Origin of the sequence: Pseudomonas sp. HT11 (genome assembly GCF_044875395.1) — a bacterium.
In the GTDB taxonomy this organism is placed as follows: Bacteria; Pseudomonadota; Gammaproteobacteria; order Pseudomonadales; family Pseudomonadaceae; genus Aquipseudomonas.
Map to the genome: position 1 here is coordinate 585,340 of NZ_CP173217.1, position 26,778 is coordinate 612,117.

Annotated in this window: 24 protein-coding genes; 17 read left to right on the plus strand and 7 right to left on the minus strand. The window is 61.3% G+C overall.

Annotation, left to right across the window (positions count from 1 at the left end):
- Positions 1-28 precede the first annotated feature (28 nt).
- From parE to ABWL43_RS02520, 5 genes are all read left to right on the plus strand, one after another.
- Complete coding sequence (parE, locus tag ABWL43_RS02500; protein WP_145160125.1) at positions 29-1,933, plus strand: DNA topoisomerase IV subunit B; 1,905 nt, start codon at positions 29-31, stop codon at positions 1,931-1,933.
- Positions 1,933-2,928, plus strand: a complete 996-nt coding sequence (locus ABWL43_RS02505) for an esterase-like activity of phytase family protein (RefSeq protein ID WP_404486576.1) — start codon at positions 1,933-1,935, stop codon at positions 2,926-2,928. Before parE ends, ABWL43_RS02505 begins: the two co-directional genes overlap by 1 nt.
- A complete protein-coding gene (locus tag ABWL43_RS02510; RefSeq protein ID WP_145160129.1) occupies positions 2,925-3,446 on the plus strand; it encodes a TIGR02281 family clan AA aspartic protease in 522 nt (173 codons plus the stop codon). Before ABWL43_RS02505 ends, ABWL43_RS02510 begins: the two co-directional genes overlap by 4 nt.
- Before the next feature lie 10 nt (positions 3,447-3,456).
- Positions 3,457-5,721: a DNA topoisomerase IV subunit A gene (gene parC / locus ABWL43_RS02515; RefSeq protein WP_404486578.1), complete on the plus strand. Its 2,265-nt coding sequence runs from the start codon at positions 3,457-3,459 to the stop codon at positions 5,719-5,721.
- 176 nt (positions 5,722-5,897) lie between these two features.
- Positions 5,898-6,605, plus strand: a complete 708-nt coding sequence (locus tag ABWL43_RS02520; RefSeq protein ID WP_145160133.1) for a membrane integrity-associated transporter subunit PqiC — start codon at positions 5,898-5,900, stop codon at positions 6,603-6,605.
- A 205-nt stretch (positions 6,606-6,810) separates the two neighbouring features.
- Here the strand turns inward: ABWL43_RS02520 and ABWL43_RS02525 are convergent, their stop codons facing one another.
- Complete coding sequence (locus tag ABWL43_RS02525; protein ID WP_404486580.1) at positions 6,811-8,343, minus strand: AhpA/YtjB family protein; 1,533 nt, start codon at positions 8,341-8,343, stop codon at positions 6,811-6,813.
- 134 nt (positions 8,344-8,477) lie between these two features.
- Here ABWL43_RS02525 and serB point away from each other — a divergent pair, with 134 nt between their 5' ends.
- Positions 8,478-9,692, plus strand: coding sequence for a phosphoserine phosphatase SerB (gene serB, locus ABWL43_RS02530; protein WP_404486582.1), 1,215 nt, complete (start codon positions 8,478-8,480; stop codon positions 9,690-9,692).
- 61 nt (positions 9,693-9,753) lie between these two features.
- On the opposite strand, the gene asd is transcribed toward serB, so the two are convergent.
- The 3 genes from asd to ABWL43_RS02545 are packed head-to-tail and all read right to left on the minus strand — an operon-like array spanning position 9,754 to position 13,039.
- On the minus strand, positions 9,754-10,614 hold the full coding sequence (asd, locus tag ABWL43_RS02535) for an archaetidylserine decarboxylase (RefSeq protein ID WP_404486584.1): 861 nt from the start codon (positions 10,612-10,614) through the stop codon (positions 9,754-9,756).
- A 16-nt stretch (positions 10,615-10,630) separates the two neighbouring features.
- A complete protein-coding gene (locus tag ABWL43_RS02540; RefSeq protein ID WP_242198946.1) occupies positions 10,631-11,446 on the minus strand; it encodes a rhodanese-like domain-containing protein in 816 nt (271 codons plus the stop codon).
- A 57-nt stretch (positions 11,447-11,503) separates the two neighbouring features.
- On the minus strand, positions 11,504-13,039 hold the full coding sequence (locus ABWL43_RS02545) for an HDOD domain-containing protein (protein WP_262209710.1): 1,536 nt from the start codon (positions 13,037-13,039) through the stop codon (positions 11,504-11,506).
- A 166-nt stretch (positions 13,040-13,205) separates the two neighbouring features.
- On the opposite strand from ABWL43_RS02545, the gene motA reads away from it, so the two are divergent.
- Together motA and motB are read left to right on the plus strand one after the other, a co-directional pair.
- Positions 13,206-14,057 (plus strand): flagellar motor stator protein MotA, encoded by an 852-nt coding sequence (gene motA, locus ABWL43_RS02550; RefSeq protein WP_017138472.1) that lies wholly within the window; start codon positions 13,206-13,208, stop codon positions 14,055-14,057.
- Positions 14,058-14,060: 3 nt separating this feature from the next.
- Entirely contained in the window at positions 14,061-15,083 is a 1,023-nt protein-coding gene (motB, locus tag ABWL43_RS02555; protein WP_145160146.1) for a flagellar motor protein MotB, read from the plus strand.
- 58 nt (positions 15,084-15,141) lie between these two features.
- Here the strand turns inward: motB and ABWL43_RS02560 are convergent, their stop codons facing one another.
- Both ABWL43_RS02560 and rsgA read right to left on the minus strand, forming a co-directional pair.
- The gene (locus ABWL43_RS02560; protein WP_404486587.1) at positions 15,142-15,537 is read right to left on the minus strand and encodes a type II toxin-antitoxin system PemK/MazF family toxin; all 396 of its coding nucleotides are present in this window, start codon (positions 15,535-15,537) and stop codon (positions 15,142-15,144) included.
- 286 nt (positions 15,538-15,823) lie between these two features.
- On the minus strand, positions 15,824-16,855 hold the full coding sequence (rsgA, locus tag ABWL43_RS02565) for a small ribosomal subunit biogenesis GTPase RsgA (protein ID WP_262208748.1): 1,032 nt from the start codon (positions 16,853-16,855) through the stop codon (positions 15,824-15,826).
- A gap of 108 nt (positions 16,856-16,963) precedes the next feature.
- Here rsgA and orn point away from each other — a divergent pair, with 108 nt between their 5' ends.
- Entirely contained in the window at positions 16,964-17,506 is a 543-nt protein-coding gene (gene orn, locus ABWL43_RS02570) for an oligoribonuclease (protein ID WP_124416282.1), read from the plus strand.
- Positions 17,507-17,687: 181 nt separating this feature from the next.
- Positions 17,688-18,305, plus strand: a complete 618-nt coding sequence (locus ABWL43_RS02575) for a trimeric intracellular cation channel family protein (RefSeq protein ID WP_177410090.1) — start codon at positions 17,688-17,690, stop codon at positions 18,303-18,305.
- Here ABWL43_RS02575 and queG read toward each other — a convergent pair.
- The gene (gene queG, locus ABWL43_RS02580; RefSeq protein ID WP_404486590.1) at positions 18,302-19,366 is read right to left on the minus strand and encodes a tRNA epoxyqueuosine(34) reductase QueG; all 1,065 of its coding nucleotides are present in this window, start codon (positions 19,364-19,366) and stop codon (positions 18,302-18,304) included. The genes ABWL43_RS02575 and queG overlap by 4 nt on opposite strands.
- Before the next feature lie 63 nt (positions 19,367-19,429).
- Here queG and ABWL43_RS02585 point away from each other — a divergent pair, with 63 nt between their 5' ends.
- The 7 genes from ABWL43_RS02585 (at position 19,430) to hflX (ending at position 26,739) form a co-directional block, all read left to right on the plus strand.
- On the plus strand, positions 19,430-20,290 hold the full coding sequence (locus ABWL43_RS02585; protein WP_404486592.1) for an NAD(P)H-hydrate dehydratase: 861 nt from the start codon (positions 19,430-19,432) through the stop codon (positions 20,288-20,290).
- Positions 20,278-20,748 carry a tRNA (adenosine(37)-N6)-threonylcarbamoyltransferase complex ATPase subunit type 1 TsaE gene (tsaE, locus tag ABWL43_RS02590; RefSeq protein ID WP_404486594.1) on the plus strand — a complete coding sequence of 157 codons (471 nt, stop codon included), beginning with the start codon at positions 20,278-20,280 and terminating at the stop codon, positions 20,746-20,748. Before ABWL43_RS02585 ends, tsaE begins: the two co-directional genes overlap by 13 nt.
- A gap of 17 nt (positions 20,749-20,765) precedes the next feature.
- A complete protein-coding gene (locus tag ABWL43_RS02595) occupies positions 20,766-22,187 on the plus strand; it encodes an N-acetylmuramoyl-L-alanine amidase (protein ID WP_106577622.1) in 1,422 nt (473 codons plus the stop codon).
- Positions 22,187-24,100 (plus strand): DNA mismatch repair endonuclease MutL, encoded by a 1,914-nt coding sequence (mutL, locus tag ABWL43_RS02600; RefSeq protein ID WP_404486596.1) that lies wholly within the window; start codon positions 22,187-22,189, stop codon positions 24,098-24,100. Before ABWL43_RS02595 ends, mutL begins: the two co-directional genes overlap by 1 nt.
- On the plus strand, positions 24,100-25,071 hold the full coding sequence (gene miaA, locus ABWL43_RS02605; RefSeq protein ID WP_145160161.1) for a tRNA (adenosine(37)-N6)-dimethylallyltransferase MiaA: 972 nt from the start codon (positions 24,100-24,102) through the stop codon (positions 25,069-25,071). Before mutL ends, miaA begins: the two co-directional genes overlap by 1 nt.
- A gap of 93 nt (positions 25,072-25,164) precedes the next feature.
- Positions 25,165-25,425, plus strand: coding sequence for an RNA chaperone Hfq (gene hfq, locus ABWL43_RS02610; RefSeq protein WP_083355553.1), 261 nt, complete (start codon positions 25,165-25,167; stop codon positions 25,423-25,425).
- Positions 25,426-25,437: 12 nt separating this feature from the next.
- Positions 25,438-26,739 carry a ribosome rescue GTPase HflX gene (gene hflX, locus ABWL43_RS02615; protein WP_106577625.1) on the plus strand — a complete coding sequence of 434 codons (1,302 nt, stop codon included), beginning with the start codon at positions 25,438-25,440 and terminating at the stop codon, positions 26,737-26,739.
- Positions 26,740-26,778 lie beyond the last annotated feature (39 nt).

A 26,778-nucleotide genomic window follows, 5' to 3' on the forward strand; every position in this document is an offset into this window, starting at 1 on the left:
TTAATCGAACGACTCACGACGAGACCCCATGGCCACTCCCAGCGCTAGCTCTTATAACGCCGACGCCATCGAAGTCCTCTCGGGCCTCGACCCGGTGCGTAAACGCCCAGGCATGTACACCGACACCAGCCGGCCGAACCACCTTGCCCAGGAAGTCATCGACAACAGCGTCGACGAAGCCTTGGCCGGGCATGCCAAGTCGGTACAAGTCATCTTGCACGCCGACCATTCCCTGGAAGTGTCCGACGATGGTCGCGGCATGCCGGTGGACATCCACCCCGAAGAGGGTGTGTCGGGCGTCGAGCTGATCCTCACCAAGCTACACGCCGGCGGCAAGTTCTCCAACAAGAACTACCAGTTTTCCGGTGGCTTGCACGGTGTGGGTATTTCCGTGGTCAACGCCCTGTCCACGCAGGTCAGGGTCAAGGTCAAGCGCGACGGTAACGAGTACCAGATGACCTTCGCCGATGGCTACAAAGCCACCGACCTGGAAGTGATCGGCAGCGTTGGCAAGCGCAACACCGGCACCAGCGTGTACTTCGCGCCGGACCCGAAATACTTCGATTCACCCAAATTTTCCATCAGCCGCCTCAAGCATGTGCTCAAGGCCAAGGCCGTTCTGTGCCCGGGCCTGTTGGTCAGCTTTGAAGACAAAGGCACCGGCGAGAAGGTCGAGTGGCATTACGAAGACGGCCTGCGTTCCTACCTCGAAGACTCTGTCAGCGACTTTGAACGCCTGCCCAACGAGCCGTTCTGCGGCAGCCTGGCCGGTCATAAAGAAGCCGTCGACTGGGCGCTGCTGTGGTTGCCTGAAGGCGGCGACAGCGTGCAGGAAAGCTACGTCAACCTGATCCCCACGGCCCAGGGCGGCACCCACGTCAACGGTTTGCGCCAGGGTTTGCTGGACGCCATGCGCGAATTCTGCGAATACCGCAGCCTGTTGCCGCGCGGCGTGAAGCTGGCGCCGGAAGACGTGTGGGAGCGCATCGCGTTCGTGCTGTCGATGAAAATGCAGGAGCCGCAATTCTCCGGTCAGACCAAAGAACGCCTGTCGTCGCGTGAAGCGGCGGCGTTTGTCTCCGGCGTGGTCAAAGATGCGTTCAGCCTGTGGCTCAACGAGCACCCGGAGCTGGGCCTGGCCCTGGCCGAGTTGGCGATCAATAACGCCGGCCGCCGTTTGAAGGCCAGCAAAAAGGTCGAGCGCAAGCGCATCACCCAAGGCCCGGCATTGCCAGGCAAGCTGGCCGATTGCGCCGGGCAGGACCCGATGCGTTCCGAACTGTTTCTGGTCGAAGGTGACTCCGCCGGCGGCTCTGCCAAGCAAGCGCGGGACAAGGAATTCCAAGCGATCCTGCCGTTGCGCGGCAAGATCCTCAACACCTGGGAAGTCGATGGCAGCGAAGTCCTCGCCAGCCAAGAGGTGCACAACATCGCCGTGGCCATCGGCGTCGACCCAGGCGCGGCGGACATGAGCCAGCTGCGCTACGGCAAGATCTGCATCCTCGCCGACGCCGACTCCGACGGTTTGCACATCGCCACGTTGCTGTGCGCGCTGTTCGTCCAGCACTTCCGCCCATTGGTGGATGCCGGTCACGTCTACGTCGCCATGCCGCCGCTGTACCGTATCGATTTGGGCAAAGAGATTTTCTACGCGCTGGACGAAGCCGAGCGCGATGGCATCCTTGACCGCCTGGTCGCCGAGAAGAAACGCGGCAAGCCACAGGTCACGCGATTCAAAGGCCTGGGTGAGATGAACCCGCCGCAGCTGCGCGAAACCACCATGGACCCGAACACGCGGCGCCTGGTGCAGTTGACCCTGGAAGACTTCGCCGGCACGTCGGAAATGATGGACATGCTGCTGGCGAAAAAACGTGCACCGGATCGCAAGGCCTGGCTGGAGTCCAAAGGCAACCTGGCCGAGGTTCTGGGCTGATGCGCACAGGTTTCGCCCTGGCGATCCTGATGTTGAGCGGGTTGGCGGCGGCCCAAGTGGTTGCCGAGCCCGTGGCTGAGCTGAAGCTGATATCCGAGCATCCGGTGGACGGCATGCGTGGCGGTAACCTGTCGGGCCTGGCGGTATGTGGCCAAGAGCTGTGGACGGTGTCCGATCGCGATGACGACCAGATTTACCGACTCGATATCAGTGCGCCGACCTGGCAGGCCGAAACCGTGAAGATTGACGTGCCGCCGGTGCCCGAGTCCGGTTTGCCCTGGGGTTTGCGCTCGCGCACCAAGGCTGCGTCATTCATCCGCGGTGGCGACCTCGATTTTGAAGGCATTACCTGCGATGCCGCCGGCAACCGCTACATTGTCAGCGAAGCCCATGCGGCGGTGCTGCAAGTGCCGATGGCGGGCGCCCCTGAATGGTTGAAAATCGCCTCCGGCATGGTGCGTGAAGCCCGCGCCAGTGGCATGTTGCTGCACTTCAACGCTTTGTTCGAAGGCCTGGCGGTGAATCCTGCCGGTAATCAGATTTGGCTGGCGGCCGAGCGTGAGCGGCGTGGCTTAATCTCGATCAAGCGCGGGCAGAGCGTATGGGATTGTGACGGTCCCTGTGTGTTGTTGAGCGAGGCTGGCCAGGAAGTGCAGCCGGCGCAGTTCACCAACGCCAAGGCTGTGTCCAAGGACTTTGCCGACCTGGCGCTGTTTGACGGCAAGCTGTTTACCCTGGAGCGCAATGCGTTTCAGATTTGCCGGCGCGATGCGGTCACCGCCAAAGTCGAGCTGTGCTGGTCGTTTGCCGACGAAACCCTGATGCCGAAACGGCGCTATGCCCAGCCCTACGGCCTGGCCGAAGCCCTGGTGGTGGATGCAGAGGGCGCCTGGCTGGGGATCGACAACAATTTTGGCCCGCGTGCCGATGGTGAAAAACGCCCTGTGGTCTATCGTTTCGCCGCGCCTGCCGGCGGCTGGAGCGCCCAGCCATGAGCGGGCAGCCGCCCGGCAAGCGCGCCGGACGTGTGCTGATGTTTGTGGCGTGGGGCGCCGGGCTGTTTTTGGCTACGCGGTTTTTTGGGCAGTGGGAAGCACGTCAGGAAAATCCCAATGCGGTGGTGACCTCTCAGCAACACGAGGGTTACATCGAAGTGAAATTGCTGGGCAACGGCCAAGGGCATTTTGTTGCCAGCGGCCAGATCAATGGTCAGCCGGTGGAGTTTATGCTCGATACCGGCGCGACCGATGTGGCGGTGCCGGCCGAATTGGCCGACCGCCTCGGGCTTAAACGTGGCCTGCCGGTGACCTTGAGCACCGCCAACGGCCGTGTTCAGGGCTACCGCACCCACCTCGACCGCCTGAAACTGGGCGATATCGTCCTGCAGGACGTCCGCGCGATCGTGGCGCCGGGCTTGGACGGGGAACAGGTGCTGCTGGGCATGAGTGCATTGAAACAACTTGAATTTACCCAGCGCAGCGGCACATTGCTGCTGCGCCAGACCACACAATGATGAGGCCCGCATGAGTGACATCCTCGCAGACAGCTTAGACGGCGTAGAACGCCGGTCGCTGGCTGACTTCACCGAAAATGCCTACCTCAACTACTCCATGTACGTGATCATGGACCGTGCCTTGCCGCATATCGGCGACGGCCTGAAGCCGGTACAACGGCGCATCATCTACGCCATGAGTGAGTTGGGGCTGGACGCTGATTCCAAGCACAAGAAGTCGGCGCGTACCGTCGGCGACGTGCTCGGCAAGTTCCACCCGCACGGCGACTCGGCGTGCTACGAAGCCATGGTGCTGATGGCCCAGCCGTTCAGCTACCGCTACACGCTGGTGGACGGTCAGGGTAACTGGGGTGCGCCGGATGATCCCAAGTCCTTCGCGGCCATGCGATACACCGAAGCGCGCCTGTCGCGTTACTCCGAAGTGCTGCTCAGCGAGTTGGGCCAGGGCACCGCGAACTGGGGTCCGAACTTCGACGGCACCCTGGACGAACCCTTGGTGTTGCCGGCACGTTTGCCGAATATCCTGCTCAATGGCACCACCGGCATCGCGGTCGGCATGGCCACCGACGTGCCGCCGCACAACCTGCGTGAAGTCGCCACCGCCTGCGTACGCTTGCTGGATGAACCCAAGGCCACGGTCGAGCAGCTCTGCGAGCATATCCAGGGCCCGGACTACCCGACCGAAGCGGAAATCATCACACCGCGCGCCGACTTGCTGAAGATGTACGAAACCGGCAAGGGTTCGGTGCGCATGCGCGCCGTGTACCACATCGAAGACGGCGACATTATTGTCACCGCGCTGCCGCACCAGGTGTCTGGCGCCAAGGTGCTGGAACAGATCGCCGCGCTGATGCAGGCCAAACCGTCGAAACTGCCGCAAGTCGCTGACCTGCGTGACGAGTCCGACCACGAGAACCCATGCCGCATCGTGATCATCCCGACCAACAGCCGGGTCGACCACGAAGTGCTGATGCAGCACCTGTTTGCCAGTACCGACCTGGAGTCGAGCTACCGGGTCAACGTCAACATCATCGGCCTGGACGGCAAGCCGCAGCTGAAAAACCTGCGCAACTTGCTGGTGGAGTGGCTGGAGTTCCGCATACAAACCGTGCGCCGCCGCCTGCAATTTCGCCTCGACAAGGTCGAGCGTCGCCTGCACCTGTTGGACGGCCTGCTGATTGCTTATCTCAACCTGGACGAAGTGATCCACATCATTCGTACCGCCGAGCACCCGAAAGCCGAACTGATCGCGCGTTTCGAGCTGAGTGAGATCCAGGCCGACTACATCCTCGACACCCGCCTGCGTCAGTTGGCGCGCCTGGAAGAGATGAAGTTGCGCGACGAGCAGGATGCACTGCTCAAGGAACAAGCCAAGCTGCAAGCGCTGCTGGGCAGCGAAGCCAAGCTCAAGAAGCTGGTGCGCAGCGAACTGATCAAAGATGCCGAAACCTATGGTGATGACCGTCGCTCGCCAATCGTCGAGCGCGCAGAAGCGAAAGCTCTGACAGAAACCGAGCTGTTGCCTAACGAGAAAATTACCGTCGTTCTGTCGGAAAAGGGTTGGGTTCGCTCTGCCAAAGGGCATGATATTGACGCTACCGGGCTCTCGTACAAGGCCGGGGATGGCTTCAAGACCGCGGCTGCCGGGCGTTCCAACCAATTTGCAGTGTTCATCGATTCCACCGGGCGCAGTTACTCGGTGCCGGCGCACACGTTGCCTTCGGCGCGTGGCCAGGGCGAGCCTCTGACCGGGCGACTCACACCGCCACCGGGGGCGAGTTTCGAATGCGTGCTGCTGCCCGATGATGATTCGCTGTATGTGATCGCTTCCGACGCGGGATACGGTTTTGTGGTCAAGGGTGAAGACCTGCAGGCCAAGAACAAGGCGGGCAAGGCGTTGTTGAGCTTGCCCAACAACGCCAAGGTAATCCTGCCGCGCACAGTGGAAGACCGCGAGAGCAACTGGCTGGCGTCGGTGACCACCGAAGGGCGTCTGCTGGTGTTCAAGATCAGTGACTTGCCGCAGCTGGGTAAAGGCAAGGGCAACAAGATTATTGGGATTCCCGGGGAGCGGGTGGCCAGTCGCGAAGAGTACGTGACCGACATTGCCGTGATCCCGGAAGGCTCTACCCTGGTCCTTCAGGCTGGCAAACGCACGCTGTCGCTGCGTGCTGACGACCTGGAACATTACAAGGGTGAGCGTGGTCGGCGCGGTAACAAACTGCCGCGGGGCTTCCAGCGAGTGGATGCTTTGTTGGTCGAAACGTCGGTTTAAGGCGTATTAGAGCCCTCGATCTACGATTTAACGCGTAGATCGGCGCTTTCGCGCTGGAGTCATGGCGCATATTCACGGATGATATGGCCTTTCCAGCGCCGGCGTGGCCGAGCGTATTTAGGTTATTTTTAGTATTACATTGTGGTTCGCCTTGTGGCAGCCACCTGGATGGGATGATGACTGCTCCACGCCTTCCTTTATTTTTGATGCTCGCTGGCCTTTTGGGGCTGGCGGGTTGCAGCACGCACCAACCGGTGTCGCTGTACCAGCTGGACAGCGGAAGTCCAGCTCAGCCGGCGCAAACCGCTGGCATGGCCGTATTGCTTGGCCCGGTAGTCGTAGCCGATTACCTGCAACGCGAAACCCTGCTGCAACGTCAGAACGACGGCAGCCTGCAAGGTTCCACTGACGGCCGTTGGGCGGGCAGCTTGTCGTCCGACATCAACCAGCTGATGTTGCGCCAGGTGGCCGGTCATCTGGACAGTCAGCGTGTGGTGCTCGCGCCTGCGCCAACCGGCTTTACTCCGGATGTGCAGGTGTTGCTGACCATTACGCGGCTCGACTCGGGCGCCTCGCAGCCGGCCATCCTCGACGCGCAGTGGCGTCTGATCGACCGCCGTGGCCAGGTGCGCGATAACCGCATCGTGCATTTGCAGGAAGAACACAGCGGCACCACCGCGTCCCAGGTCCAGGCCCAGGGCGTGTTGTTGCAGCATCTGGCGCAGCAGTTGTCGGTGGCGCTCAAGCCATTGGCCAACCAGCCGCCGATTGCCGAGGCACCGCGCAAGCAAGCCCCGGCTCAGGCCAAGCCCGCAGCGCCGGAAAAGCCGAAGATGCCGATGGCTACGCCGATTCGTACGGACATGGAAGTGTTCAGGTTCTGATCTGAATCGCAGACAAACAAAAGGCCCGCTTATTCAGCGGGCCTTTTTGTTTGTCTGCGATTCGAGCCATGCTGAAGATCAACTGTGGGAGCGGGCTTGCCCGCGAATGCGTTGGATCAGTCGATAAGTCTGGCGACTGACACACCGCCTTCGAGCAAACCCGCACCCCCACAAGCCCACTGCTCAGTGGGCTTGGCGGTGTTCCTCAGGACTTGGTACGGGTCTCATGCATCCGCGCCAACTGCCGCTCCAGCATCGACGGATACGGCTCCATCAAGCGTTCCACACAGCTGGCGCCTTCAGGGCTGGCAATCGGGCGGATACGCGCGCGTTGGCGAATCAGCGTGTCTTCGCTGATCTTGCGCTCCACCAGCAGCAGGTTGCGGCTGTGTTGCGACAAGGCCAGCGCATCCTGGGCGATTTCAGTCAGCAGCAGGTCGATCTGGCTCATGCCAAACAGATCATCGCCCACGGTCAAACCAAGCTGCAGTTGCAAGGTGATGCCGCTGTCGGCCACTTCGATCTGCAGAGCATGGCCCAGTGCGCGCAACAACTCGCCGCAGCAAATAGCGTTGGTCAGGTAATCTTCGCCGCTGTCTTCGCTGTGGAACAGCATCAGCGTGCTGCCGTCGTTCAGGGTGTGCAGCTCGCTCTGATACAGCGAGGCGGCCTGGTCCAGGCAGTCGCGGTAGCGTTCCAGCAATTCCGTCAGGCGGGCGCGGGGCAGGCGGCGCAGTTGGTCCTGGGCGCCCAGTTGCACGGCCAATACGGCACTGTGCTGTGGCTCGGTGTTCTTCGCCGGTTCAGGCTTAGGCGCAACCGCCGGGGGGGCGGCCGAGGTATCGCGCAGGTCGGAGAACGGGTCTTCATCATCCAGTTCATCTTCCTCAGCCTTGATGACCTGGCGGGGCGCGGGCTTGAGGCCTGCCACCGGGGCACTTTCGTCAAAGCCCGGATCACGCAGGTCGCGCACCTCAAACTCGGGTTCGTCGTCGTAATCGGTGTCGTCGTACTCGGGCTCGGGTTCGACCTCGGGCACTACCGGCTCGGGAGCGAAGCTGGCGTGAAGCTGGCGGGCGAGGTCGCCGATCTCATCCTGGCGATCGGTGGCCGGGGTGTGTTCGTCAATATCGCGCAGCCAGATGCGCAGTTGCATCAGCGGCGTGGAGATATGCCGGCCCAGGCGCAAGCTCAAGGCCAGGGCCAATGCCAGCAGGATCGCACTGAGGATGCCCATGCTTTGCAGGCTGATGGTCATCGGCTGCTGGAATTGCTGCATGTCCAGGCTGATGCGCAGTTGGCCGGCCTTCACATCCTGAAACGTGATATTGCTCGAATACAAACCTTCGGCTTCACCCAGCAGGCCGTTTTTCGGGCGTTGCCCGGCTTCGGCCATGATCCGGTTGTCCACGCTGTAGATCGCGGCGTGGGCCACCAACGGGTTCTTGGTCAGGTTGTTGAGCAGCACGTTGAGGCTGAGGATGTCGTTGGACACCAGCAGCTCAGTCGCCGACGTGGCGGTCTGAGTGGTCAGGCTCTCGCCCAGGGCGTCGGCTTGCTCGTGCATGGCCTGCTTGAACTGCAAGCCCATCACGCAGGCATAGATCACCAGGGCCAGAGCGACCAGGATCACGTTATGGCTGGCGATGCGTAATGCGATCGGTACACGGCGGTGGCGCAGTGCCCGGAAGATCAGCAGGAAGAAGTTATCGGTTTTTACTGGCGTAGGCCGGTTCACTTGAGCTCGGCTCTTTAGTCCGTGAAGTTGACGCGCAGTATAGCGACAGGCCTGGGACCGGCAAAGCGCTGGCTGTGCCCGATGGTCACTGAAAGTGGGTAGAATGCGGTTTTTTTCCAGCCTGGGGGTGCGCTTTGCGCGAAATTGTCCTGATAAACATCACAGGTGTTGACCGACCGGGTCTCACCGCAGCCATTACCGGTGTGCTGGCCCAGGGTGGTGTGAACATTCTCGACATCGGCCAGGCGGTGATCCACGACACCCTGTCGTTCGGCATCCTCGTGGAAATCCCGAGTACCGAACAGGCTTCGTCGGTGCTCAAGGACATCCTGTTTACGGCGTATAAGCTCGATCAGCAGGTGCGTTTCACCCCGGTCTCCGAAGCCGACTACCAGCATTGGGTCGACGGCCAGGGCAAAAAACGCCACATCGTGACGCTGCTGACCCGCAAAGTCACCGCCGAGCAGCTGCAGCGCGTCAGCTCGATTACTGCCCAGTACGGGTTGAATATTGATCATATCGACCGTCTGTCGGGTCGCATGCCGCTCGATACGCCAGTCGACAAGGGCAAGGGCTGCATCGAGTTTTCCGTGCGCGGCGAACCGGCGGACCCGCAAGCGCTGCGCGCCGAGTTCTTGAGCGTGGCTCAGGAGCTGAATGTCGACATCGCCTTCCAGGAAGACTCGCTGTTCCGCCGTAACCGCCGCCTGGCGGTGTTCGACATGGACTCCACGCTGATTGAAGCCGAAGTCATCGACGAGTTGGCCAAGGCTGCCGGTGTGGGCGAGCAAGTGTCTGAAATCACCGAGCGCGCCATGGCCGGTGAGCTGGATTTCCGTGCCAGCTTCAAGGAGCGCCTGGCGCTGCTCAAAGGCCTGGATGTGGGTGTGCTGGACTCGATCGGCGCCTCGCTGCGCCTGACCGAAGGCGCCGAAACCTTGTTCGCCGAACTCAAGCGCCTGGGCTACAAGACCGCGATTCTATCGGGCGGCTTTACCTACTTCGCCAAGCAACTGCAGGCCAAGCTGGGCATCGACTATGTGTTCGCCAACGAGCTGGAAGTGGTGGATGGCAAGGTGACGGGCGTGGCGGTGGAGCCGATTGTCGACGCGCAGCGCAAGGCGGATCTGCTGAGGGAATTGGCGCATAAGGAAGGTTTGCGTCTGGAACAGACCATTGCGGTCGGTGACGGCGCCAATGACTTGCCGATGCTGGCGATTGCCGGCTTGGGTGTGGCGTTCCGCGCCAAGCCGCTGGTCAAGCAATCGGCCAAGCAGGCGATCTCGACGTTGGGCCTGGATGGCGTGTTGTACCTGCTGGGCTTGCGCGACCGCGACGGTCAGTTGTAACTGGCAAAACGCAGTTAAAAATGTGGGAGGGGGCTTGCCCCCTCCCACATTGGGTTCGGTGTCAGGCTTTAGGAGCGGCGATGCCTTGGCCCATCTGCACCGGCGTACCCGCCACCAGTTGTTCAGCCCACTTAACCTGATCCGGCCCGAACAGCACAATTGCAGTCGAACCCAGCTTGAAGCGGCCCAGCTCCGCGCCTTTCTCCAAGTGAATCGGTGCGCGTGCAGCCTCGTCGTAGCGGAAGGTTTTCAGCTCGCGTTTTGGCGGCGTCACCAGCCCGGCCCATACGGTTTCAATCGACGCGACGATCATCGCACCCACCAACACTACAGCCATCGGGCCGCGTTCGGTGTCGAACAGGCAGACGACACGTTCGTTACGGGCAAACAGCTCAGGCACGTTTTCGGCAGTGGTCTGGTTGACCGAGAAAATCCGACCCGGCACGTAGACCATCTCGCGAAGCGTGCCGGCCAGCGGCATATGCACGCGGTGGTAGTCCTTTGGCGACAGATAAATAGTGGCGAAATCACCGCCCATAAACGGTGCAGCCAATGCTGCATCGCCGCCCAGCAATTCCAGCACGCTGAAACTGTGGCCCTTGGCCTGGAACACGCGGCCGTGTTCGATTGGGCCAAGCTGGCTGACGGCGCCGTCGGCCGGGCTGAGTACCGCGCCTGGGGTTTGATCCAGCGGGCGCGCGCCGTCTTTCAAGGCGCGGGTGAAGAAGGCGTTGAAATGCTCGTAGGCGGTCAAGTCTTCAACCAGGGCTTGAGACATGTCCACCTGGTAGCGCTTGGCGAACCAGGCGGTGAAGGCGTTCTTGAACCAGCGCACGCGGCACTCGGCGATGCAGCCGGCCAGTCGCGAGAGCAAGTGGTGCGGCAGCAAGTACTGGCTGAGGATAAACAACTGCTTTTTCATTAACTGTCCTTAAACCTTAAATCTCAACGGGGGTGTCGGGGTGGTTGCCCCATTCGCCCCAGGAACCGGCATAACCTTTGACTCGCGGATAACCGAGCGCCTTGGCCACCAGGTAGGTGAAGCCAGAGCGGTGGTGAGTCTGGCAGTGGGTGATGATTTCTTTGTCTTTGGTCAATCCGAGGTCTTCGAGGATCTGCGGCATGTCGCGGCGGATGCGCAGGTTGCGCGCCTTGTCCATGCCGGCGGTCCATTCGAAGTTCACGGCGCCGGGGATGTGTCCGCCCTTGGCGGCGAGCACTTTCTCGCCGGAATATTCCAGCGGGCCGCGGGCATCCCAGATACCCAGGTCGGCTGCGCCGAGTCGGCTTTGCAGGTATTCGCGAGTGGCCGTGGGGCCGTCATGCAGCGTGAGGCTGACAGGGCCGCCGACGGGGGCGGGCACTTCGGTGGAAACTGGGTATTTCTCTTCCAGCCAGGCCAGCAGGCCGCCGTCCAGGTAGTGGTATTTCTGATGGCCGATCACGTCGAGCATCCAGATGAAGCGCCCGGCCCAGCCGCCGCCTTCGTCGTCGTAGACCACGTAGGTGGCATCCGGGGTGTGGCCCAGTTCGCCGAACAGTTTTTCGAGGTCGGCCTTGGGCGGCAGCAAACCCGGTGCGGGCGCCTGGCCCAGTTGGGTGCGCTTGGGGTCAACGAAATGCGCGCCGGGGATATGCCCTTCGGCGTAGCGGGCGGCACTGGTGAGGTCCACCAGAATCAGGTGTTCGGCATCCAGTTGACCGAGCAGGTCGCTGGACTCGATCACCAGCGGCAAGCCAGAGAAGTCAGGCATGTGAGGTCTCCTGGGCACAATTGTTGGCGATAAAAGAGGGCGATTGTAGCGCAAGCATCAAGCGCTGCGGTTGGTAAAGCTGTGCAGCGCTTTCTCGATGCATTGAGCGGTTTTGCCGAAGGCCTGCACGGTGGTTTCCGAGAACGGCCCGCCGCCCTGATCGGCGACCATCAGCATCACGACCTTGCCGTTGCAGCTCAAGGAACGCAGCAACAGGTGTTCGCCATTGAACAGGCGGCGCAGGATCGGCGGCAGCAAGGCCGAGAACTGTGCGTGATTGTCTGGCGTGAGGCGTACCTGGGCAGACTTTTCCAGCAGGCGCTGCAGCAGCGTGCTGTTGACCACGTCCAGGCTCAGGTTCGCCGCGTCCTTGGGCAAGCCGTCGGCCTGGTGCACGCGCAAGGTGCTCAAGGCGCGGTCCGCCATGAACAACAAGACGCGCTGCATGCCACTGGCGACCAAGGCTTCTCGGGCACAGGTGGTCAGGTGCATGGCATTGGCAAAACGGCTCGGTTCGACCAGCAGCTCGGTGCAACGCTTGCGCCACACGGCGAGTGCTTCGGCAGTGGGCGGCGGCGCCGGCAACAGGCCGCGATGGATTTTCTGCACATGCCACGGCCAGATCAGCGACAACGCCGGGTGCCAGAGGTCAGGCATCAAGGTCGTGCGTGCGCTGGTCACCGCTTGCTGGTGAACCTGTTGCTGCACGTCACTCAGCGGCTCTTGCAGGTACAGCGCGGTGAGGTACTGCCAGCGCTCGGTGTGCGGGCAGGTCCAGGATTCCTGCGCCGACATCGCCAGGCCGTTGGCCAGCAGCACAGTGTTGGCCGGCTGGTTCAGCCAGCGGCGCAGGTTGGGTTCGGCGTCGAGCAATTGCTGTTGGCGTAGCGCGTCGTCTTCACGGGCGATGTGCAGCGCCTTGACCAGCAAGCGCTGTTCGGTCAGCAGCAGGTTGTAGCCTTGGGAGACCCAGATCGGCAGGTGCCAGGCTTCGGTCAAGCCGCGGCACAAGTCCAGCAGGCGCACGCCGAACAGTGCCTGTTCGACCTTGTGTGCCGACTGGCCTTTGTGGATCACCCGCAGTTCCCATTCTTCCAGAAGCTTGGGGTAGGCGACGGCCATCGGCCACAGCGGCGACAGAAACAGTAGGCTGCCCCAATGAATGTCTTGCCACAACCGCGCGAGGCGGCTGGCGAACAAACCGTTGGCTTGCTGGGAGGCGTGCTGGCTCACCAGCAGCAGTTGGCGCAGGGCCACCGGAATGTCTTTTTCCGGCACCGAGGGCAGGCGCGCCAGCAACTCCTCGGCGCGTTTGAGGCCAAGGCGGTTGAGCGCCACTTCGAGGTTTTCCGCCGGCCCTGACAGGCTGCCATGGGCCTGGCCGTTGGCCTCGCGCATCACGCTGAGCACCAGCGCCGGGCTGTGTTGCATCAGCTCGGCAATATCCCGTAAAGAACTACGGCTATCGCGGATGGCCTTGCACACGCGTTCGTGACTAGCCTGAGGAACAGGCAGCAGCACATCGTCCAGGCGCTTTATCCAAGCCGCGAGGGTAGTGGGTTTTGTCGTTGGAGCTGTCGTTTCATTAGCCATGATTGGGGCGCGATCATCACTTGCGTTCTACACGCCCGGAACGGGCCGAATTGGCTTTTCGCCTTAACGGGCTATAGTCTGGCGCAGTTTTGCCGATAAGTAGAACAAGAGTTTTCAGCTTCACCCAATATGTCCATGAACCCGACGGCGCAAGTACCAATCTCCTATGGCTAAAATTATCGGCATCATCGTCGTCATCGCAAGTGTGCTCGGTGGGTACGTCCTGTCCCACGGTAAAATTGCCGCGCTGATCCAGCCCTTCGAAGTGTTGATCATCGGCGGTGCCGCGTTTGGCGCATTCCTGCAGGCCAACCCCGGCTACATGACCATGCACGTGATCAAGAAGTCGCTGGGCATGTTCAGCTCGCGCTTCTCCCACACCTTTTATTTGGAAGTGCTGGGGCTGATCTACGAGATCCTCAACAAGAGTCGTCGCGAGGGCATGATGGCCATCGAGGGCGACATCGAAGACGCCGCCGCCAGCCCGATTTTCGCCAAGTACCCGGCGGTGCTCAAAGATGAGCGCATGACTGCCTACATCTGCGATTACCTGCGCATCATGTCCTCCGGCAACATGGCGCCGCACGAGTTGGAAGGCCTGTTCGACATGGAGCTGTTCAGCCTTAAGGAAGAGCTGGAGCATCCGTCCCACGCCGTGACCGGCGTTGCCGACGGCATGCCCGGTTTCGGTATCGTCGCGGCGGTACTCGGCATCGTGGTGACCATGGCATCCCTGGGCGAAGGCGACCAGAAGGCCATCGGCATGCACGTGGGCGCGGCCCTGGTGGGTACCTTCTTCGGTATTCTCGCCGCTTACGGCTTCTTCGGCCCACTGGCCACTTCCCTGGCGCACGATGCCAAGGAAGAAGTGAATTTGTACGAAGCGATCAAGGCCTGCCTGGTGGCTTCGGCGTCCGGCATGCCGCCATCGCTGGCAGTGGAGTTCGGGCGCAAGGTGCTGTACCCGAAACATCGCCCAAGTTTTGCCGAGCTGGAACAAGCGGTTCGCGGTCGCTAAATCATGGAAAACAACCAGCCGATAATCATCAAGCGCGTCAAGCGCTTCGCTGCGGGGCACCATGGCGGCGCCTGGAAAATCGCCTTCGCCGACTTTGCCACGGCGATGATGGCGTTCTTCCTGGTGCTGTGGCTGATGTCCACCGCCACGCCCGAACAGAAGATCGCCATCGCCGGTTACTTCAAAGACCCGATTGGCTTTTCGGAAAGCGGCACACCGTTTGTGATTGACCTGGGCGGCTCTCCGCAGCTGGCGCCTGAGCGCACCATCAACCCGGAGGTCAAGACCGAAGCGCCGCAGGAAAAAATCCCGATCGAGCGCGACACCGTCGAGTCGATGGCCGAGCAGGTCGAGCAGGAACGCCTGGAATTGTTGCTGCAGGAACTGCAGACCAAGGTTGAAGAGAACCCGCAGTTGCTGAAGTTCAAGGATCAGATTTCTTTCGAGATCACGCCGGAAGGCTTGCGCATCCAGATCACCGACGCCGCCAACCGGCCGATGTTCGACTCCGGCAGCGCGCGTCTGAAACCGTACTTTGAAGACATCCTGCTGGCCATGGCTGACACCATCAAGGCGGTGCCGAACAAGATCAGCATCAGCGGCCACACCGACGCCAAGCCGTACGCGGGCCAGGGTGACTTCGGCAACTGGGAACTCTCGGCCAACCGCGCCAACGCCGCCCGCCGTGCGCTGGTAGCGGGCAGCTACCCGGACCCGCAAGTGGCGCGCGTGGTGGGTTTTGCGTCGTCGCAGCTGTTTGATCCTAAAGACCCGTTCAACCCGATCAACCGTCGGATTGATATTGTCGTGCTGACCAAAAAGGCCCAGCGTGCGATCGAAGGCGATCAGGGCGCAGCGCCGGCGGCACCGGCCCAAGGCGAGGGCGCACCGGGCGAAGTGCCGGCCGACCCGAACGCGATTCCGCCAGGGCAGGAGCCGCTGCCGGCCCACGAGCTGCGGCAGAAGCTGAACCTGTTTGATGATGGTGGGGTGAAAGATCCTACGGCGCCTGCGCCAGGCTCCTAGTGGTATTTACACAGCATCAATGAAAACGCCCCGATAATCGGGGCGTTTTCAATTCTGCTCAGAGTGGCAGGTAGGCTTTGATACCACTGATTACGCCTCGCATGTCATCGCTGCACAGGCGCGGCACGAAATACTCTCGTCCTTTGGCGCGTGTTTTTCTGTGGAGTTTGTCGAGGCGTTCGAAGCTGACGGTATAAATCATGTCGCACTTCACCCAGAGCTGTTTATAGCCATCGGATTGAAGGGGATTGGTTCGCAACAGATGGTGCCAGTCGTGCTGGATATCTGGCGCGGTGGAGGAGATCGGCACCACCGTGCAGAGCTTGCGGCTGTGAGTTGCGGTGGGGGATATCACTACGACTTTGCGGATCTTCAGCATTTCCGGAGCCACAAAGCCGCGGGTGAAGTCGCAGAGCAGCACATCGCCTTGTTTGGGGTGACAGTAGAGAGCCAAGTGTTAATTCCCCACAAAAAGCAAAGCCGCCCGAAGGCGGCTTCATTCGACACGCAGCGGAGCTTGCTTCGCCCCTTCTGCGCCGCTGGATCAACCCCGAAAAGGATCCAGACTCCTGCCAGCTTTCGCTGGTGACGGAGCAATTATGGGCATCGGGAAATCCGAATACAAGCTGGCTTGTGCGTATGAGCCACCCAGTTGGTCCGGATTCTTGATGCCTGCTCCTACTAAATCAATGGGCTAGGGCCTGCAGTGCCCTGGTTTATGTGTGTCAAGAAATGGATCTTCAGTAACTGCTCTCGGGCAAGCTCGCAATAATCGACCGATAGCTGTTCATGCGCTGCTGCTGTACGCGACCATCCTCCAGCGCCTTGAGCAGTGCACAACCAGGCTCGCGGTCGTGTTTGCAGTCGCGGAAGCGGCAGGTGCCGATCAGGTCGTTGAACTCGATGAAACCCGCTTCCACATCGGCACGGCTGACGTGGCCGAGGCCGAATTCACGGATGCCTGGGGAGTCGATCAGTTCGCCGCCGCCGGGGAAGTGGAACAACCGCGCGGTGGTGGTGGTGTGGGTGCCCTGGCCGGACAGTTCCGACAGCGGGCCCACGCGTGTGTCGACTTCTGGCAGCAAGCTGTTGACCAGCGACGACTTGCCCACGCCCGACTGGCCGACGAACACACTGATGCGCCCGTCCAACTGCTGTTGCAGCTGTTCCATGCCATTGCCGTGATGCGCCGAGACTTCCAGCACCGGGTAACCCAGCGTGCGGTAGACCGCCAGCAGCGCGTTGAGCGCCGGGGCGTTTTGCTCGTCGATCAAGTCGAATTTGTTCAACAGCAACAGCGGGCGAATGCCGGCATGCTCGGCCGCGACCAGGTAACGGTCGATCAGATTGGCATGCGGCTCGGGCAGTGGCGCGAACACGATCACGATCATGTCGACGTTGGCGGCCACCGGCTTGAGCTGGCCGCGGCTGTCAGGGCGCCGCAATTCAGTAGTGCGGGGCAACTGGGCGACGATCACGCCGATCCCCTGGTTGCCGGCGCGCCACACGACCTTGTCGCCGGTCACCAGCGCAGGCAGGTTGGCGCGCAAGTGGCAGCGGGAAACAGAGCCTGCGAGTTCGCCTTCCAGCGCCTCGACTTCGACCTGCACACCAAAGTGCGCGATCACCAGACCCGTCTGTTCGGGGCCCAGGTCGCCGCCCTCGAGCGCCTCTACGGCGGAGGATTCACGTTTGGCGGCGCGCGCTGCGCGTTCACCTTGGATCTTTTCGATGCGCCAGTTTTGGCGACGATTGAGCTGGCGTTTGGCCATGGGTGTTCCGTGTCGATAATGCAAAAGTTAGGTAAAACGGTCGCGAGTCTAGCACGCCCCTGCCTGCTAAACTGCGCAGCTACGCCAAGGTGCCAAGAGAATCAAGCCATGCAAAACCCACAGAACCTGATTTGGATCGATCTGGAAATGACCGGTCTGAACCCCGACACCGACGTCATCATCGAGATGGCGACGATTGTCACCGACAGCAATCTCAACACCTTGGCCGAAGGTCCGGTGATCGCCATTCACCACAGCGACGCCGTCCTCGCCACCATGGATGAATGGAACACGCGCACCCACGGCAACTCCGGCCTGACCCAGCGGGTGCGAGACAGCCGCATCAGCATGCGCGACGCCGAAGCTGAAACCATCGCCTTCCTGGAAAAATGGGTGCCCAAGGGCAAGTCGCCGATCTGCGGCAACAGCATCTGCCAGGATCGCCGCTTCCTTTATACGCACATGAAAGCGCTGGAAAGCTACTTCCACTACCGCAACCTGGATGTGTCGACGCTCAAAGAGCTGGCCGCGCGCTGGGCGCCGGAAGTCAAAGACAGCTTCCATAAAGGCAGCACGCATTTGGCGTTGGATGACATTCGCGAGTCGATTGCTGAGCTGCAGCATTACCGTAAGCATTTCATCAAGGCCTGAGTCTGCAGAGCCTGCTCTGGTCTCATCGCAGGCAAGCCAGCTCCCACATTTTGATGTGTGAATGCATTCAAGTGTGGGAGCTGGCTTGCCTGCGATGCTGTTGACGCGGTCTTTCGCCTGGCGCCCCCTTTTGGTGCCATCACCAAATGATTAGACTGCGCGCCTCATTGCAAGGATCGCCATCATGCTGTTGATGCTCTACCTCATCGCCATCACCGCCGAAGCCATGACCGGCGCGCTGTCCGCCGGGCGGCGTGGCATGGACTGGTTTGGGGTGGTGCTGATTGCTTGCGTCACGGCATTGGGCGGTGGTTCGGTGCGCGATGTGTTGCTTGGGCATTACCCGTTGACCTGGGTCAAACACCCGGAATACCTGGTGCTGACCTCCATCGCTGCGTTGGTGACGATCTTTATTGCACCGTTGATGCGCCACCTGCGTTCACTGTTCCTGGCGCTGGACGCCGTGGGCCTGGTGGCGTTCACCTTGATCGGCTGCATGACCGCCCTGGAAATGGGCCACGGCATGTTGGTGGCGTCAGTCAGCGGCGTGATCACTGGCGTATTTGGCGGCATCCTGCGGGATATTTTCTGCAACGACATCCCGCTGATCTTCCGCCGCGAGCTGTACGCCAGCGTGTCGTTCCTTGCCGCCTGGTTCTACATGCTCTGCCTTTATCTGCAGTTGCCCAGCGAGCAAGCAATTCTGCTGACCTTGTTCAGCGGCTTTCTGTTGCGCCTGCTGGCCATCCGTTTTCACTGGGAAATGCCCAAGTTCGTCTACAACGACGACGTGCACTAGCGCGTAGCGTGCTGGTTGAGCGCCCACTCGACGTGTTCGCGCACCAAGTCCGATGGGTAATCCCGGCGCGCCTTCAAGGCTTCAAGCACTGGAATGCTCGACGGCGCATTGCCCAGGCCCACGGCCAGGTTGCGCAGCCAGCGTTCATAACCGGCGCGGCGTAGTGGCGAACCTTCGGTGCTGCTGAGGAATTTATCCTCGTCCCACATAAACAGTTCGGCCAGCTCGGCGTTATCCAGATTGTGCCGAGGCTTGAAATCGCCTTCGTCGGTAGGTCGGGCGAAACGATTCCACGGGCAAACGATCTGACAGTCATCGCAACCGAACACGCGGTTGCCGATCAGCGGGCGCAGGTCTTCAGGAATCGAGCTTTTGAGCTCGATGGTGAGGTAGGAAATGCAGCGTCGTGCGTCCAGTACATAGGGGCCGACAAACGCGTTGGTGGGGCAAATATCCAGGCAAGCAGTGCAGCGGCCGCAGTGCTCGGTGGCGTGAGGCGGATCTACCGGCAGTGGCAAATCGACAAACAGCTCGCTGAGGAAGAAATAGCTGCCGGCCTTGCGATTGAGCACCAGGGTGTTTTTGCCGATCCAGCCGAGACCGGCCTGCTCGGCGATGGCTTTTTCCAGCACCGGCGCGCTGTCGACAAACGCGCGAAAGCCAAACGGGCCGATCTGGGCCTGAATGCGATCGGCCAGTTGCTGCACGCGCTTGCGGATCAGCTTGTGGTAGTCGCGGCCGAGGGCGTAACGGGATATGTAGGCTTTTTCTGGCTTGGCCAGCAACTGCGCCATTTGGGTGTCGCCTGGCAGATAATCCATGCGCAGCGAGACCACGCGCAGCGTGCCCGGCACCAGTTCATCGGGGTGCGAGCGCTTGCTGCCATGGGCGCCCATGTAGTCCATCTCGCCGTGGTAGCCCGCGTCGAGCCAGCGTTGCAGGTGCTGTTCATGCTCGGCCAGGTCCAGGCCGCTGATGCCGACTTGTTGAAAGCCCAGCTCGCGACCCCAGTCTTTGATCGATTGGGCGAGGGCGAGCAGATCGGTGGTGATGGCAGGCATGAGACAAGGGAAACCGCAGGTGAGATAGGTATAATTCTGCCAGACATCGGAGCTTGAAGACGCATGCCGCAGACAAAACACGCAATAACCGACGTACAGCCGCTGTTGCACGGCCATTTGCCGCAACTGGCTGCACGCGCCCCGGATGCCCATAAAGGCCAGTTCGGTCACCTGCTGGTCATCGGCGGCGACCACGGCTTTGGCGGCGCCGCGCTGCTGAGCGCCGAAAGCGCCTTGCGCAGCGGCGCGGGCATGGTCTCGCTGGCCACCCGCCCTGAGCACGTCCCCGCCGCACTGGCGCGCCTGCCGGAAGTCATGACGGTTGGCGTGAGTTCGGCCAATCAGTTGATGGGGCTGCTGGAAAAAATTTCGGTGATCGTCATCGGTCCAGGCCTCGCAGAGGCGTCCTGGGGCAAAAGCCTGTTATCCGTCGCCGCCAACGCCAAACAGGCGCAAGTCTGGGATGCGGACGCCTTGAATCAACTGGCTACCGGCAGCGTCAGCCTGCCGGCCAACTCGGTGATCACGCCACATCCTGGCGAAGCAGCGCGCTTGATGGGCATGAAGACAGCCGAGGTTCAGGCCGATCGCCTTAAGGTGGCGCGCGCGTTGAGCCAGAAATTCAATGCAGTGGCTATTCTCAAGGGTGCTGGCAGTTTGATTGCCAGCCCGGACGGGCGTGTTTCGCGCTGTGACCAGGGCCACCCGGCGATGGCCACGGCGGGCCTGGGCGATGTGTTGAGTGGTCTGGTCGGCGCGTTGCTGGCCCAGGGCATGCCGGCTTATGAAGCCAGCTGCCTGGCGGTGTGGTTGCACGCCACGGCGGGGGATCGCCAAGGCACTTTCGGTCGCGGGCTGGCTGCCAGCGACCTGATACCTGCCATTCGTCAATTGCTGGAGGAGCAGTCACCGTGTCTGAAGTAACGCTTTTTCTGGGCGATGAAGACGCCATGGTTGCGTTCGGAAATCGCATTGCCCAAGTCACGAACGGCGCGGGGCTGATCTTTCTCGAAGGCGACCTGGGGGCGGGCAAGACCACGCTGTCACGCGGCATTATTCGCGGGTTGGGCCACACGGGCGCGGTAAAAAGCCCGACGTTCACTCTGGTCGAACCCTACGAGATCGGTAGGGTTCGCGCCTTCCATTTCGACCTGTATCGTCTGGTCGATCCGGAAGAACTGGAATACATGGGCATCCGTGATTACTTCGACGAAGACGCTTTGTGCCTGATCGAGTGGCCAGATAAAGGCACAGGCTTTTTGCCAAAGCCGGACCTGACCATTACCATTACGCCGCATGGCCACGGACGTCAGCTGAAGTTGTTGCCCCAGAGCGCGCGCGGTGAGTCGTGGTGCGCCGCTCTGGCACTGGAATTCAAATAAAATTGGTGGGGTTAGGTATGCGCTTTCGCGCGATGGTTGCTGTCGTAGGGGTGTTGCTTGCGGCAATGACTTTCAATGCTCTGGCTGCTTCACAGGTGAAAAGTGTTCGCCTGTGGCGAGCGCCGGATAACACGCGACTGGTGTTTGACCTGTCTGGCCCGGTCCAGCACAGCGTCTTTACCCTCACGGCGCCTGATCGCCTGGTGATCGACATCAACGGTGCGACCCTGGCCGCGCCGTTGAAAGTCTCCACCGCCAACACGCCGATTACCTCGATGCGCTCGGCGCAGCGCACGCCGACCGACCTGCGAGTGGTGATCGACCTGAAAAAGGCGGTGACCCCGAAAAGCTTTGTGCTGGCGCCGAACGCCCAATATGGCAACCGCTTGGTGGTCGATCTGTTCGACAATGCCGCCGATGCCGCGCCGCCGCCTGCGCCGACGCCAAGCGTGGCGACTGTGCCAGCGGTGCCGGTCAATCCATCGCAGCCTCAGGTCAAGCTGCCACCGCCGCCGCCCGCACCTGCGGGTAAGCGCGACATTATTGTGGTGATCGACGCCGGTCACGGCGGTGAAGACCCGGGCGCCTCCGGCTCGCGCGGCCAGCATGAAAAAGACGTGGTGCTGGCCATCGCCCGTGAACTGCAACGTCAGGTCAGTGGCATGAAAGGCTATCGCGCCGAGCTGACCCGTACCGGCGACTACTTCATTCCTTTGCGTGGCCGTACCGAAATCGCTCGCAAGAAGGGCGCCGACCTGTTCGTGTCGATCCACGCCGACGCCGCGCCATCGGCCGCTGCCTTCGGCGCCTCGGTGTTTGCCCTGTCGGATCGCGGCGCCACGTCCGAGACCGCGCGTTGGCTGGCGGACAGCGAAAACCGTTCCGACTTGATCGGCGGGGCTGGCAACGTGTCCCTCGACGACAAAGACAAAATGCTCGCCGGCGTACTGCTCGACCTGTCGATGACCGCCTCGCTGACCTCCAGCTTGAACGTCGGCCAGAAGGTCCTGAGCAACATCGGTCGCGTGACCTCGCTGCACAAGCAGCGCGTGGAGCAGGCCGGGTTCATGGTGTTGAAGTCGCCGGACATTCCGTCGATCCTGGTCGAAACCGGGTTTATCTCCAACTCCAACGAAGCCTCGAAGCTGGCCAGCGCCAGCCACCAGCAGGCGTTGGCGCGCTCGATCAGCGCCGGCATTCGCCAGTTCTTCCAGCAGAACCCGCCGCCGGGCACCTACATTGCCTGGCTGCGTGACTCCGGGAAAATCGCCCAGGGCCCACGTGACCATCGCGTGCAGCCTGGCGACACCCTGGCGATGCTGGCCGTGCGTTTTCAGGTGTCGGCCGCTACCTTGCGCAGCGCCAATAACCTGAAGACCGACGAGTTGAAAGTCGGCCAGGTGTTGACCATCCCTGGCACCGAATTGGCGGCGCAGTAATGAGCGAATCAGTCTTGAACAGTGGCTCGCGCATCGAGCTGCTCAGCCCGCGCCTGGCCAACCAGATTGCCGCGGGCGAGGTGGTTGAGCGCCCGGCGTCGGTGATCAAGGAGCTGCTGGAAAACAGCATCGACTCCGGCGCCAAGCGCATTGATGTCGACGTGGAACAGGGCGGCGTCAAGCTGCTGCGCGTGCGCGACGACGGCAGTGGCATCTCTTCCGAAGACCTGCCGCTGGCCCTGGCGCGTCACGCCACCAGCAAGATTCGCGACCTGGAAGACCTTGAACGGGTGATGAGCCTGGGTTTTCGCGGTGAGGCGCTGGCCTCTATCAGCTCGGTGGCGCGCCTGACGCTGACTTCGCGCACCCGCAGCGCCGAGCAGGCCTGGCAGGTGGAAACCGAAGGCCGCGACATGGCGCCCAGGGTCCAGCCGGCGGCGCACCCGGTGGGCACTTCGGTGGAAGTGCGCGACCTGTTCTTCAATACCCCGGCGCGGCGCAAATTCCTCAAGGCCGAAAAAACCGAATTCGATCACCTGCAAGAAGTCATCAAGCGCCTGGCCTTGGCGCGTTTCGACGTGGCGTTTCACTTGCGCCATAACGGCAAGACCATCCTCAGCCTGCACGAAGCCCATGACGACGCGGCGCGCGCTCGGCGTGTGTCGGCAATCTGCGGCGCGGGTTTCCTGGAGCAGGCGCTGCCGATCGAGATCGAACGCAATGGCTTGCGGCTGTGGGGCTGGGTGGGTTTGCCAACCTTTTCCCGTAGCCAGGCGGACTTGCAGTATTTCTTTGTGAATGGCCGCGCGGTACGCGACAAGCTGGTGGCTCACGCGGTGCGCCAGGCCTACCGCGACGTGCTGTTCAACGGGCGGCATCCTACGTTTGTACTGTTTTTTGAAGTCGATCCGTCGGTGGTCGACGTCAACGTGCACCCGACCAAACACGAAGTGCGCTTCCGTGACGGGCGCATGGTGCATGACTTCCTTTATGGCACCTTGCACCGCGCCCTGGGCGATGTGCGCCCGGATGATCAGCTGTCTGCGCCGATCGTGACGGCGGTGGTGCGGCCGAGCGGCCCGGAAGCCGGCGAGTTCGGCCCTCAGGGCGAAATGAGCCTGGCGGCCAACCTGCTGCAATCGCCACCGCCTCAGCCTGCTTACACGGCGCCGGGTTCCGGGGCGGGCGCGGGTTATCAGTATCAATACACGCCGCGTCCGCAGTCGGCAGTGCCGGTGGCAGAAGCCCAGGCGGCCTATCGCGAGTTTTTCGCGCCGCTGCCGGGGGCCGAGCCCACTGCTGTCGCGTTGCCAGAAGGTGGCGGTGATATCCCGCCGCTGGGCTATGCGCTGGCGCAACTCAAGGGCATCTACATTCTGGCGGAAAACGCCCACGGCCTGGTGCTGGTGGACATGCACGCCGCCCATGAGCGGATCATGTACGAGCGCTTGAAGATCGCCATGGCCAGCGAAGGCCTCAGCGGCCAGCCATTGCTGGTGCCCGAATCCCTGGCCGTCAGCCAGCGTGAAGCCGATTGCGCTGAGGAGCACCACAGCGTGTTCCAGAAACTGGGGTTCGAGTTGCAGCGCCTGGGCCCGGAAACCCTGGCGATCCGCCAGATTCCTGCGCTGCTCAAACAAGCTGAAGCTAACCGTCTGGTCGCCGACGTACTCGCGGACCTGATGGAATACGGCACCAGTGACCGCATCCAGGCACACATCAACGAACTGCTCGGCACCATGGCCTGCCACGGCGCGATCCGCGCCAACCGCCGGCTGGCCTTGCCAGAAATGAACGGTTTGCTGCGCGACATGGAAAACACCGAGCGCAGCGGCCAATGCAACCACGGCCGACCGACCTGGACCCAAATGGGCCTGGACGATCTGGACAAACTGTTCTTGCGCGGCCGTTGATGAGCGCCTTGCCCCCCGCAATCTTCCTGATGGGCCCCACGGCTGCCGGCAAGACTGACCTGGCCATCGAGCTGACCAAGGTGTTGCCGTGCGAGCTGATCAGTGTCGACTCTGCCCTGGTTTACCGGGACATGGACATCGGCACGGCCAAGCCTTCAAAAGCGCTGCTGGCCGAGTATCCGCATAAGCTGATCGACATTATCGACCCGGCCGAGAGCTATTCCGCGGCAGATTTTCGCACCGATGCCTTGGCCGCCATGGCCGAGATCACCGCGCGGGGCAATATTCCGCTGCTGGTGGGCGGCACGATGCTCTACTACAAGGCGTTGCAGGAAGGTCTGGCGGATATGCCGCCGGCCGACGCGCAGGTTCGCGCCGAACTCGAGGAAGAGGCTGCACGCCTTGGCTGGCAAGCCCTGCACGACCAATTGGCGGCGGTTGACCCGGTGTCGGCGGCGCGCATTCATCCCAATGACCCGCAGCGACTCACTCGCGCCCTGGAAGTCTGGCGGGTCAGCGGCCAGACAATGACTGAACATCGGCTGAAACAAACTGCGCAAAGTGCTGACGCAGGCGCGTCTGGACAGGCAGTATTACCCTATACTGTGGCGAATCTGGCCATTGCTCCGGCAAATCGTCAGGTGCTGCATGAACGAATTGCACAAAGATTCACAATTATGTTGGAACAGGGGTTTGTGGATGAGGTCGTAGCACTGCGTTCCCGAGGTGACCTGCATGCTGGGTTGCCGTCGATACGTGCTGTTGGCTACCGCCAAGTCTGGGATCATCTGGATGGCAAGCTGACGTCAGCCGAAATGCAGGAGCGCGGCATCATTGCCACGCGCCAATTGGCGAAACGCCAGTTCACCTGGTTGCGCAGCTGGAGCGATTTGCACTGGCTGGACAGCCTGGACAGCGACAATCTGTCACGCGCCTTGAAATACTTGGGAACGGTCTCCATATTGAGCTGAGTCCTTGCAATTGCCGTCTATCCTTGGGGGTGTGACGGCCATAAGCTATCTATTTTCCGAATTTTATTATTGATCCTTAAAGGAGTGCGGCACATGTCAAAAGGGCATTCGCTACAAGACCCTTACTTGAATACTTTACGTAAAGAGAAAGTGGGGGTTTCCATCTACCTGGTCAACGGGATCAAGCTGCAAGGCACGATCGAGTCGTTCGACCAGTTCGTGATCCTGCTGAAAAATACCGTCAGCCAGATGGTTTACAAGCACGCTATCTCGACAGTCGTTCCCGTTCGTCCTATCCGTCTGCCTAGCGCAACTGATACCGAACAGGGTGACGCTGAGCCAGGTAACGCCTGATAGGAGTCTCCTTTGTTCTTTGAGCGCCACGGTGGTGGTGAGCGAGTAATCCTCGTTCACTTGGATGGACAGGACCCTGAGGCGCGCGAAGATCCGCAGGAGTTTCAGGAGTTGGCAAATTCGGCCGGCGCCGAGACCGTTGCGTTTTTTAACGTACCGCGTCATCGGCCAACCGCCAAATTCCTGATCGGCAGCGGCAAGGTCGAGGAACTGCGCGACCTGGTCCATGCTGAAGAAGCCGATCTGGTGATCTTCAATCACACCCTCACGCCTAGTCAGGAACGTAACCTCGAACGTGTTTTCGAGTGTCGCGTGATCGACCGTACCGGTCTGATTCTCGATATTTTCGCCCAACGCGCCCGTACCCATGAAGGCAAGCTCCAGGTCGAACTGGCCCAGCTTGACCACATGAGCACCCGGCTGGTTCGCGGCTGGACTCACCTTGAGCGTCAGGGTGGCGGTATCGGCATGCGCGGTCCGGGTGAAACCCAGCTGGAAACCGACCGCCGTCTGCTGCGGGTTCGCCTGCGTCAGATCAAGGGTCGCCTGGAAAAAGTGCGCAGCCAGCGTGAGCAATCGCGTCGCGGCCGCATGCGGGCGGATATCCCTACCGTTTCCCTGGTGGGCTATACCAACGCCGGCAAATCCACCCTGTTCAATAACGTGACGAAATCGGACGTGTACGCGGCCGACCAACTGTTCGCCACCCTCGACCCGACCTTGCGCCGTCTGGAACTGGACGACCTGGGGCCGATTGTCCTGGCCGACACCGTGGGTTTCATTCGTCACTTGCCTCACAAGCTGGTCGAGGCGTTTCGGTCTACGCTCGAAGAGTCCAGCAATTCCGACCTGCTGTTGCACGTGATCGATGCGGCTGAACCGGATCGCATGTTGCAAATCGAGCAGGTGATGGTGGTGCTGGGCGAGATTGGTGCACAGGACTTGCCGATCCTCGAGGTCTATAACAAACTCGATTTGCTTGAAGGCGTGGAGCCACAAATTCAGCGTGATGAAGACGGCAAGCCCCAGCGGGTCTGGCTGTCGGCGCGCGATGGCAGTGGTTTGGAATTGCTTGAACAAGCCATTGCCGAGTTGCTGGGCAGCGATTTGTTTGTCGGCACCTTGCGCTTGCCTCAGCGTTTTGCTCGACTGCGTGCACAGTTTTTCGAGCTGGGCGCCGTACAGAAAGAAGAATACGACGAAGAAGGTGTCAGCTTGCTGGCCGTTCGATTGCCGCGCTCGGAGCTGAATCGGCTGGTCAGCCGTGAAGGTGTGGTGCCGACGGAGTTCATCGAACAACACACTTTGCAATAAAAGCCTCCGAAAGCGGTTGTGCCGCAGTAGCAGGCATTC